General features: G+C 62.9%; 8 protein-coding genes and 1 tRNA gene. 6 read left to right on the top strand and 3 right to left on the bottom strand.

All coding sequences use genetic code 11. From position 1 onward, the window contains the following. Positions 1-77: transfer RNA gene (locus tag ACE1EY_RS08740), tRNA-Arg, on the bottom strand. Positions 78-267: 190 nt separating this feature from the next. Between ACE1EY_RS08740 and ACE1EY_RS08735 the strand changes: the two genes are divergently transcribed. From ACE1EY_RS08735 to ACE1EY_RS08710, 6 genes are all read left to right on the top strand, one after another. Beyond that, positions 268-1,779 (top strand): flavin-containing monooxygenase, encoded by a 1,512-nt coding sequence (locus ACE1EY_RS08735; protein WP_370299972.1) that lies wholly within the window; start codon positions 268-270, stop codon positions 1,777-1,779. Between the two features lie 89 nt (positions 1,780-1,868). Further along, on the top strand, positions 1,869-2,669 hold the full coding sequence (locus ACE1EY_RS08730) for an enoyl-CoA hydratase-related protein (RefSeq protein ID WP_370299971.1): 801 nt from the start codon (positions 1,869-1,871) through the stop codon (positions 2,667-2,669). A 3-nt stretch (positions 2,670-2,672) separates the two neighbouring features. Continuing rightward, entirely contained in the window at positions 2,673-3,347 is a 675-nt protein-coding gene (locus ACE1EY_RS08725; RefSeq protein ID WP_370299970.1) for a TetR/AcrR family transcriptional regulator, read from the top strand. Between the two features lie 2 nt (positions 3,348-3,349). Continuing rightward, positions 3,350-4,462, top strand: a complete 1,113-nt coding sequence (locus ACE1EY_RS08720; RefSeq protein WP_370299969.1) for a CaiB/BaiF CoA transferase family protein — start codon at positions 3,350-3,352, stop codon at positions 4,460-4,462. Between the two features lie 269 nt (positions 4,463-4,731). Further along, on the top strand, positions 4,732-6,756 hold the full coding sequence (locus tag ACE1EY_RS08715) for a fibronectin type III domain-containing protein (RefSeq protein WP_370299968.1): 2,025 nt from the start codon (positions 4,732-4,734) through the stop codon (positions 6,754-6,756). Between the two features lie 290 nt (positions 6,757-7,046). After that, a complete protein-coding gene (locus tag ACE1EY_RS08710) occupies positions 7,047-7,247 on the top strand; it encodes a hypothetical protein (RefSeq protein WP_291513361.1) in 201 nt (66 codons plus the stop codon). Between the two features lie 19 nt (positions 7,248-7,266). On the opposite strand, the gene ACE1EY_RS08705 is transcribed toward ACE1EY_RS08710, so the two are convergent. Next, a complete protein-coding gene (locus ACE1EY_RS08705; protein WP_370299967.1) occupies positions 7,267-8,730 on the bottom strand; it encodes a bifunctional 2-methylcitrate dehydratase/aconitate hydratase in 1,464 nt (487 codons plus the stop codon). 65 nt (positions 8,731-8,795) lie between these two features. Further along, positions 8,796-9,977 (bottom strand): 2-methylaconitate cis-trans isomerase PrpF, encoded by a 1,182-nt coding sequence (gene prpF, locus ACE1EY_RS08700; protein WP_370299966.1) that lies wholly within the window; start codon positions 9,975-9,977, stop codon positions 8,796-8,798. Between the last annotated feature and the right edge of the window lie 540 nt (positions 9,978-10,517).

Genomic DNA, 10,517 nt, shown 5'->3' with positions numbered 1-10,517 from the left:
TGGCGCGCCCGGCAGGATTCGAACCTGCGACCGCCGGCTTAGAAGGCCGATGCTCTATCCAGCTGAGCTACAGGCGCGTGCAGTGGTACGGCGCGCGTAGTCTAGCGGATGGCAGGCTTTTGCCGCGAGATGCTTCGCGGTGGTGGGATGGCTGGGTCAATAATTGACAAGTGTCATTTATGTCTCTAGCGTCGGTGGTATGAAGGCGCCCGGCCACCATTGTGGCCAGAGGGGTCAGACACTGCGTTGGAGACAGAGGACATCGCCATGACAGCAGAGGCAATGACGCCAGATCGCGGGCGCTACCGGGTCGCGATCATCGGTGCCGGGTTCGGCGGGTTGGGAATGGCCTACTACCTCAAGCAGGCCGGCATTGACGACTTCGTGCTGCTGGAAAAAGCCCAGGATGTCGGCGGGACCTGGCGTGAAAACACCTATCCTGGTGCGGCCTGCGATGTCCCGTCGCGCCTGTACTCGTTCTCGTTCGAGAATCACTACCCCTGGTCCAGCCGCTACGCGCCACAGCCCGAGATTCTCGGGTACATGCGGCACTGCGCGGACAAGTTTCGACTGCGTTCGCATATCCGGTTTGGCGCCGAAGTCGCGCAGGCCCGGTATGACGAGTCCGACGTTTGCTGGCGATTGTCGCTGGGTGACGGTTCGACGATCGAAGCGGATCACGTGGTCAGCGCGGTTGGGCAGCTGCATCGGCCGTCGATTCCGGCCATACCGGGCCTCGAAACATTCCAAGGCCGCTACTTTCACTCGGCGACCTGGGATCACGATCACGATCTCGCAGGCCAACGGGTCGCCGCGATTGGCACCGGCGCCAGTGCGATCCAGTTCGTGCCGGCGATCGCGCCGAAGGTCGCCAAGCTGCATGTCTTCCAACGGTCGCCAGGCTGGGTGATTCCGAAGTTCGACCGCGTATTCTCAGGCACCGAACAGTGGTTGTTCCGCCGTTTTCCGGTGCTGCATGATGTCGATCGCTTTCGCATCAAGTGCCTCACCGAAACCTTGGCGCGCGCTTATGCGGGCAATCGCTGGATTGAGGGAGCCGTGTCGGCCTTGTCACGTCTGCAATTCAAGATGCAGGTGCGTGATCCGGGGCTCCGCGCGCGGCTGAAGCCGGACTACCCCATCGGCTGCAAACGCATTTTGCTTACGCGTGACTGGTTGCCCACCTTGATGCGGGACAACGTCGAGCCGGTGACCGACGGCATTCAGGAGATCACCGCAGGAGGCATCCGGACCGAGGATGGCCGCGAGCGGGAGGTGGACACCATCATCTTCGGCACCGGCTTCGCCGCCACGCAATTTCTCACCCCCATGCGGGTCACGGGCCGCGACGGTCGCGATCTGCATGAAGACTGGGCGCGAGGGGCCGCCGCCTATCTCGGCATGGCGGTCAGCGGGTATCCGAACTTTCATGTGCTCTACGGCCCCAACACCAACCTCGGATCGGGCTCGATCATCTACATGCTGGAATGCCAGCAGCGCTACATCGTGAGCCTGCTGCAGGCACAGGACGAGCAAGGCTGGTCCACGGCCGAGGTCACGCCTCAGGCTGAGCGGGCCTGGATTAACGAGATGCGCGAGCGCAGTGCGGGCACCACCTTCGAAGGCGGCTGCCAGAGCTGGTATGTCACGGCTGATGGTGTGAACACGAACAACTGGACCGGCACCATGCGCGAGTACCGCATGCGTACCGCCACGCCGGATCTGGCCGCCTACCGGTTTGAGACCGGCGCGGACAAGCCCAAGCGCCGAGCTGCCTGAATCCAGCGCGGGCGCGCGTCTGCCTGTTCGGCGACACCGGCTATGGCAAGGTTGCTCGATCCCCGATTTCTTTGATTTGGAACCGTGACATGGATTACGAAAATCTACTGGTCAGCCGCCAGGGCCGGGTGGAGGTCTTGTCGATGAACAGGCCAAAAATGCTCAATGCCTTGTCGATGGATCTGCTCACCGAGCTGAACCATGCGCTGGATGCTGCCATCGCCGATGCCGAGGTGGCCGTCATCGTGCTGACCGGCGAAGGGCGTGCCTTTTGTGCAGGTGCGGATGTCGGTGGCAGCCCTGCAGACCTGCCCAGGGATGAGAGCGGCAAGCTGGATCTCGGCGCCGCGCTGGAAACGCTCTACAACCCGATCGTCCTGAAGCTGCGGAACGCCCCCAAGCCCGTCATCACGGCCGTTAACGGGCTTGCGGCCGGCGCCGGGGCAGGCTTCGCCTTGGCGGCTGACCTGACCGTGGCCGCCCGGTCCGCCTACTTTCTTCAGGCATTCGTGCATCTGGGCTTGATGCCGGATGCAGGCTGTACCTACACCTTGGCGCAGGCGCTCGGGCCACAGCGTGCGATGGGTCTGGCGATGCTGGGCGACAAGCTCAGCGCCGAACAGGCACAGCAGTGGGGCCTGATCTGGGATGTGCAGGATGACGAATCCTTGATGGAGCACAGCATGGCACTCGCGACCCGGCTGGCCGAGGGGCCGCGACTGGCGCTGACCAACATCAAGCGGGCGGTTCGGGCCGGTGAAACCGGCTCCATGGAGGCGCAGCTGCAGATGGAGCGCGAACTCCAGCGGGACTGCGGCCAGACGCAGGATTTCATCGAAGGGGCCATGGCATTTGCTGAGAAGCGGTCGCCTCGGTTCCAGGGCCGCTGAACGATGCAGTCGAAACGGCAAACTGTGCTGGACCCGCTCGCCGTGGCGCGCGTACCGACGCAGGATCGCGCTCGCGCCCGTTTCGATGCCGTCCTGACCGAGAGCGAAAAGCTGCTGGAGGAATCGGGTCTGCAGGGGTTTTCCATTCCGACCATTGCCGAGCGGCTGGAGATGACGCGAGGCAGTATCTATAGCTATTTCCCCACGCCGCACGCGATTCTCAACGAACTGGCGAAGCGCCACCTGGATGCGCTGGAAACCGTGCTCAACGAACGCATCGGGGAGTTGGCCGCATTGTCGTGGCGGGACGCAATCCAGCGGGTGGTGGACTACGCCGTCGACTATCACAACGCCCACTCCGTGGCGCGAACGCTGATTCTGGGCGGCGCCGTCACCGATAGCAGTTTCCGGGCGCAGGACATGCTGATGCGCCGTCTGGGCGACCTGGGGCGTCGCATCTGGGCGAACGAGCAGCTCTCACTGCCGTTGGAGCCTGATGTCGCCACCCTGGTGGCGGACATCGGCCTGAGCTGTTTCCGTCGCTCGTTTCTGGAACACGGCTACATCACGCCCGACTATCGTCAGGCTGCGGTACTCGCGATGCAGGGATACCTGGAGCACTACGAAGTGCCGGCGACGTCGCCCATCGATTCAAACGTAACAACGCGCAAGGAGTGAAGGTGTCTGCAGATAACAACCAGCCATCCGGCGGACCGTTGGCCGGCTACAAGGTGATCGAGCTGGCGGGGCTCGGCCCCGCGCCGCTGGCCGGCATGATACTCGCCGACCTGGGTGCGGAAGTCGTGGTGGTGGAGCGCAAGGCCAGCAAGCAGGCACTGCCGGAATGCAGCCTGCGCGGCAAGCGCTCGATCGTGCTGAATCTCAAGGACCCGGCTGACACCGAGCGGCTGCTAATGCTCATCGAACGGGCCGACGTGCTGATCGAGGGGTTTCGTCCCGGCGTGGCCGAGCGTTTGGGTTTCGGGCCGGATCAGGCTTTGAAGCGAAACCCCAAGCTCGTATTCGGCCGAATGACCGGCTGGGGTCAATCCGGTCCGCTGGCTCAGAGCGCCGGCCACGACATCAATTACATCTCATTGACGGGCGCCCTGCATGCGATCGGGCATGCCGGCGAGCGGCCAACTCCGCCGTTGAACTTGGTGGGCGACTATGGCGGCGGCACCATGTTTCTCGTCACCGGTGTTCTCGCAGCCTTGCTGGAGGCTCAGCGATCAGGGCAGGGGCAGGTTGTAGATGCCGCGATGACGGACGGCTCGGCCGTGCTCATGGCGATGTTCCACTCCATGCACGCCATGGGGCATTGGCAGCCGGAGCGTGGTGCGAACCTGCTCGATTCCGGCGCACCGTTCTACGACAGCTACGAAACCAGCGACGGGCGGTACATGTCTGTCGGGCCGCTGGAACCGCAGTTCTTCGGCGAGTTCATCCAAAAGCTCGGCCTGGACGCCGGCTATGCTGCCAAGCAGTACACGCCGGACGTTTGGCCGCAGCTCAAGCAGGACATCGGCGATGCATTTCGGACCAAGACGCGCGATGAATGGCGCGTGATCTTCGAGGGTGCGGATGCCTGTGTAGCCCCCGTGCTGAATTTCCTGGAGGCACCGGAGCATCCCCACAACGTCGCACGCAAAACCTACATCGAGATTGACGGCATGACGCAGCCCGCACCGGCGCCGCGCTTTAGCCGCACGCCGACCGAAGTGCGTTTTGGTGCGAGACCCGCTGGGTCAGACACGGCCGCGGTGCTGCGGGACTGGGGCATCGAGCCGTGAGCGCGCCTGCGACCCTGGACGAGCGGTACGCCCAGCTCCTGCAAGGCCACGCGCTTGTCTCTCGCCGATGGTCGTCGCGGTTTACATCGTGACGATTACCGTGCTCGAACATCGCTACCGGATGTTGGTTCAGGCGGAGTAGGTGGGGTCCGTGACGGCCGGGCTAGTTGGTCTGCCGCCGTAGTTGTTCGCGGGGGTGTCACATCGGTGACCGATGATGCCGCGCTGGTTTAGCGCAGCGTCTTCCGGTTAACGATGGATTTTCGAACATGACATGTCGGCTTCTCTCCGTCGCCAGCGTGGCCTTGGCGTCGCTGGCGGGGGCGGCGTTTGCCGCCGAACCCCTGCCGTTCCACGGCTGGACGCTCACCCAGGACGACATGGACTACAACCTGGCCGTGATCGGGCAGGTTCGAGATTTCGGAGTGACGCATGTGCAGTTGTCGCACCGCATCGTCACTCGGGTTGATCAGTTTCAAACCGAGCCTGAGGTGGTGCAGCGCGTGCGCGTGTTGGCCGATGCGATCCATGCCCAGGGCGGGCAGGCCATCGTCTGGATGCAGGAGCTGAACACCTCAGACACCTATACCTACTGTTTCGATCTCGATGGCGAGGATATGCAGGCGAAGATGCAGGCCTATCGGGATGCATTGACGGCCGCGCCGGAGATCGACGGCGTGATGATCAGTTTCGGCAGCGCCCCGACCGAGCTCGCCTACATCGTGCCGTCCTGCCAGCCGCTGGCATTCGCGGCGGTCAAGGAAAAATACAAGGCGATGATCGAAGCCGTGTCCCGGGTGGTCATGGACGAATTCGGCAAGCAGGTCTATGTCCGCACCTTCTATCACAAGGGCTACGAGATCCCTTATCTGCGGTCCGCGATCGCGGAGACCCAGCGGCCGATTGTCGCGATGTCGAAATCCGAGCCGAATGACTTTGAGCCCTATTACCCCTTGAATGCCCTGATGGGCGACATCGGGCCTCACGACCAGATTTTTGAACTGGACTGTGCCGGTGAGTACTGGGGTCGAGGCGCCATTCCGTTCGTGGCGGCGGAATACTTCGCCCAGCGGTATCGCGAGGCGCGAGCGCGGCAGACGGACGCGGCGAGCCCGTTCATCGGCTCGACCTGCCGGGTGGATCGCTATGAATACTCGGCCATGGGCACGCTCAACGAGGCCAATCTGTTCGCACAGGCGCAGCTCGTCGGCGACTCCGGTCTCGACTGGCAGACCATTCTCGATCGGTTCATCCGCTCGAAATTCGGAGTCGAAGCGGGCACCGCCCCCCATCGGCAGCTGTTCGACATACTGCGTCGCACCTACTGGGTGGGCCGCAAGATGTACTACGCCAAGGGGGAGTGGGCCTTCAAAAAGGGCAGTGAGCTGCCGGCCAGCAACGCAGATGCCCTGAGCCTGATGTTCGACAAGACGATCTCGCAATGGGATGTCGCGTACGCACCGGTCACCGCGCAGTTGCTATCGCCTTCGCGACAGGTGGTGCTGGAACTGTTGCAGGAAAAGTTCGAGGCGATGGACCTGGCGCAGCGCAATCTTGATGCCTTGCCGGAGCTGCGCACGCGCATGGCCGCGCAAGTCTTCGCGTCGCTGGAGACCTTGCTGACCAAGCAGCGCGTGGCGACGGAGATCTGGTTCCACATGGCCGGCGCCGTGTTTGGCGGGCGCAGCCTGTCACCGGAATCGTCCGCCTGGGTGAGCTGGCATCTGGACGAACTGGAACGGCTCGCGGATGCGCTCGACAACGACGCGTACCCGCAGATCGTGGATCCGTACCCGTTCCCCAGTTCCGATTTGCGTGCGTTTGTCGACAACACTCGCGGCGGCTTCAACCAGAGCGAGGCCGCCGAACCCACCTGGTTGGCGATTACGGGTATCGACGTGCTGAACGAGACCGATCAGAGCATCGAGGTCCAGTGGGACGCCAAGGCAGGTGTTAACTACCACGTCCAACTTACCGAACAGCTGCCGAGCTACACGCAGACGCGTGCCGTTGGAGCCATCGTGGACGATGGCCCCATGCGCGTGACCATTGACGGCCTTTCAGCGCGGACACCGTACTGGTTCCGTGTCCAGGCCGATGGAGACGACGAGACGATGGTTTCCGGCGACTACACGGCCTGGACCCGAAAGGCCGGTGGGGACGCAGCCGATCCTGACGAGACCGACAGCGCCGCGGCGCCGGGCGGTTCGGGAACCATGGGTTTGGTCACACTGCTCGGCCTGTTCTGGCTGGGTGTCCTGGCGGTGCATGGACGATCCATCCGGCGAGGTTGATCTGATCGAGCCTCGTGATCACGCGGCGCGGCCCTCGATTCGCCCCGGTGACACCCGCGTCCGATGGTGCGCCACGGCTGGCCTTGCGCTGCCGAGGTCGCGCTCAATCCACCCGGCTGGGTACAAGAGCAGGTTAATTAACTCGATGAGTTAATTGCCAATCTTCGATCGGATCTCTCAGAGTCTAGGGTGGCTCGGCCGCATCCGATGAACGGTCGAACGCCAATGTTGCATTGCAGCATTCACGTCCCTATTGTGCATGGCAACATCCTTACTAATAGGTAAGCGTCATGTTTGTAGATCCAATTGCAATTCTTGCCTGGGCTGTTGTTGCGGCGACGGCTGTGTTCGCTCTGTTGGGTATGGTGATTCCTGCCGCATTTGATTGGCGGTCGAATCATGCGGCGGCGCCGTTTCGTGTCGGGCCGTTCTCCAGCGAGTTAAACGATGTAATCGATGCCGATCTGCATGCCGGCACGGTCGCTGATTGAGCGTCGATGTCGTCGCGGGCTAACCGCGCGGATCGAACAGGTCCACGTACTCGTTAACCGGTCGCTGTTCCAGCGAGGCCTGATCCGCAGAGGTGTTCCAGATCCGCGATTGCTGGTCATCCGGAAAGATGCGGGCGAGGTTGGCCCTGAACTTATCTTCCAGCAACGGCACGCCCTCAGCACGACGGCGTTTGTGACCGATCGGGTATTCAACGACGACTTCGTCGAGTGAGGTGCCGTCGTTGAACTCGATGGTCAGCGCGTTGGCAATGCTGCGCTTGTCTGGGTCCAGATAATCCTGCGTAAAGGCGGGGTCTTCCACGCAGCGCATGGTATTGCGCAGCGCGTCAATGCGCGGATCGGCAGCAACATCGTCTTCGTAATCCGCAGACGTCAGCCTGCCGAAGAGCAGGGCGACGGCGACCATGTACTGCACGCAATGGTCCCGATCCGCCGGATTGTGCAGCGGCCCCTTCTTGTCGATGATGCGAATGCAGGATTCATGGGTGCGAATCGTGATGCGCGCGATGTCCTGAACGCCGCGTCGGGCCTGCTGCAGTTGCTGGTGCAAGGTGATGGCCGCTTCGGCCGCTGTTTGCCCGTGAAACTCCGCCGGGTAGCTGATCTTGAACAGGATGTTGTCCATCACGTAGTCGCCATACGGGCGCTGAAATGTGAAGGGCTTGCCATCGAAGGACACGTCATAAAACCCCCAGGTCTTTGCGGACAGGGCGGTGGGGTAGCCCATCTCGCCGCTCTGGGCGATTAGCGCCAGACGAACACCACGACTGGTGGCATCGCCCGCGGCCCAGCTCTTGCGGCTGCCGGTGTTGGGGGCATGGCGGTAGCTCCGCAGGCTTTGGCCATCAACCCACGCGTGGGACACGGCAGCCAGTTGTTGCTCGCGGGTCAGGCCGAGCATCTGGGCGACGACCGCGGTTGTGGCCACCTTGACCAGTACAACGTGGTCCAGTCCGACCCGGTTGAAACTGTTTTCCAGCGCGATGCAGCCCTGAATCTCATGCGCCCGAATCATCGCGGTGAGTACATCACGCATCCGCAGAGGTTCGCCGCCAGTGCGTAACGCGTTCCGGCTCAACCAATCGGCCATCGCGAGAATGCCGCCGAGATTGTCGGAAGGGTGTCCCCATTCCGCCGCCAGCCAGGTGTCGTTGAAATCCAGCCAGCGGACCATCGCGCCGATATCGAAAGCAGCCTTGATCGGGTCCAGCTGATCGCCCGTGCCGGGCACCTTGGCGCCGTTTGTCAGTGATGCGCCGGGTACCACCGGCCCCAACAGCTTGCGGCAGGCGGGGTATTCCAGCGCTTCCAGACCGCAGCCCAGCGTATCGATCAGGCAGTGGCGGGCGGTGGTGTAGGTCTGCGTCGAGAAGTCAGGTGCGGCGTTCACGTAATCGACGATATCGACGATGACATCGTCCCACTCGTGCGCGTCGGGGGCGGCGTTTTTGGGGGCATCCATAGGGATGCGACCCTTGTACCGTGAGCTTGTTCCGCAATCGGCTCTCGGAGGTGCCCGGTGTTTTGTTAGGTCGGTGCGTCGACCGGCACGCGAACCGAGCCTTCCATCAACACGCGTGCGCTCCGGCTCATGATGGCCTTGGTGACCTGCCATTCGCCGTTTATGAGCTTGGCTTCGGCGCCCACACGCAGCGTTCCAGAGGGATGGCCGAAGCGTACGGCGGTGCGGTCCTTGCCGCCGGCCGCGAGGTTGACCAGCGTGCCCGGAATAGCCGCGGCGGTGCCGATGGCGACAGCGGCGGTGCCCATCATGGCGTGATGGAGCTTGCCCATAGACATGGCGCGTACGAGTAGGTCGATACCGTCAGCCTGGACGGGCTTGCCGCTACTGGCGACGTAGTCCGCAGGGGGGGATACAAAGGCGACCTTGGGCGTGTGCTGCCGGTCGGCGGCCTCGGCGATGTTATCGATCAGGCCCATTTTTACGGCGCCGTACGCACGAATCGTCTCGAATCGCTCCAGCGCCGTCTTGTCTTCGTTGATGTCGCCCTGCAACTCGGTGCCGCGGTAGCCGATGGCGTCGGCGTTGACGAAGATGGTCGGGATGCCGGAGTTGATCATCGTGGCCTTCAAGGTCCCGAGGCCGGGAACTTCCAGGTCATCCACGAGGTTGCCGGTCGGGAAGATCGAGCCTTCGCCATCGGCCGGGTCCATGAACTCGATTTCGACCTCGGCGGCCGGGAAGGTCACACCATCCAGCTCGAAATCGCCGGTTTCCTGCACCTCACCGTTGGTGATCGGCACCTGCGCGACAATCGTCTTGCCGATGTTCACCTGCCAGATTCGCACCGTGACGATGCCGTCTTTCGGGATGCGATCAGCGTCGATCAGGCCATTGGAGATCGCAAAGGGGCCGACGGCTGCGGACAGATTGCCGCAGTTGCCGCTCCAGTCCACAAAGGGCTTGTCGATCGAGACCTGACCGAACAGGTAGTCGACATCGTGATCCGGCTGGCTGCTCTTCGACAGAATCACGGTCTTGCTGGTGCTGGACGTCGCGCCGCCCATGCCGTCGGTGTGCTTGCCGTAGGGGTCCGGGCTGCCGATCACGCGGAGCAGCAGGCGGTCACGCGCCGCACCTGGAGCCTGCGCCGCTTCAGGCAGTTCGGCGAGATTGAAAAAAACGCCCTTGGACGTGCCGCCGCGCATGTAGGTTGCGGGAATTCTGACTTGGGGAGCGTGGGTCATGGGGTCGTTCCGATGATTGAGTTGCAGAGGCAGCAATGGGCGCGCGAGGCAAGGCGTGGCGTGGTCACTGACCCCGTTGATGATCGGATGCGGCAGCCCATCCGGTATCGGCTGTTTCGACGGGGGCTCAAAGTTTTGGGCACCGGAGCGCAAGCCGCAGCACTTGGAGGCACGCGGTTCATGCTTGGTGACGGTGCATTATCGGATGTTTCCCGTGATGCTCAAAGTGCGCCGGTACGCCGTGACCAGCGACCATCGCGTTGATGCCGAGGTGGTTTGTTCGCACCGCCGTACGGCAAGTGGGTGTTTTTTCCGGTCGCGGGGGCCCCTGTCCGGGGCTGTGGTGCGGTGATTGTGTCAATCGTCATAGTCATATCGCTTGGACGGTGGCCGTGTCTGTGCTGCAATTCGCCTCCCCGCGAATCACGGCGCGCCTGAATCCGGCGCGCTGTCAGGACTACAGACATGCCCGCATACCGCTCTCGCACCACCACATTCGGTCGCAACATGGCCGGCGCGCGCGCCCTGTGGCGCGCCACC

The organism is Abyssibacter sp. (genome assembly GCF_964229365.1).
Lineage (GTDB): Bacteria > Pseudomonadota > Gammaproteobacteria > Nevskiales > OUC007 > Abyssibacter.
Note: the sequence above shows the minus strand (reverse complement) of the source record. Positions and strands in the feature narration are given on the sequence as shown.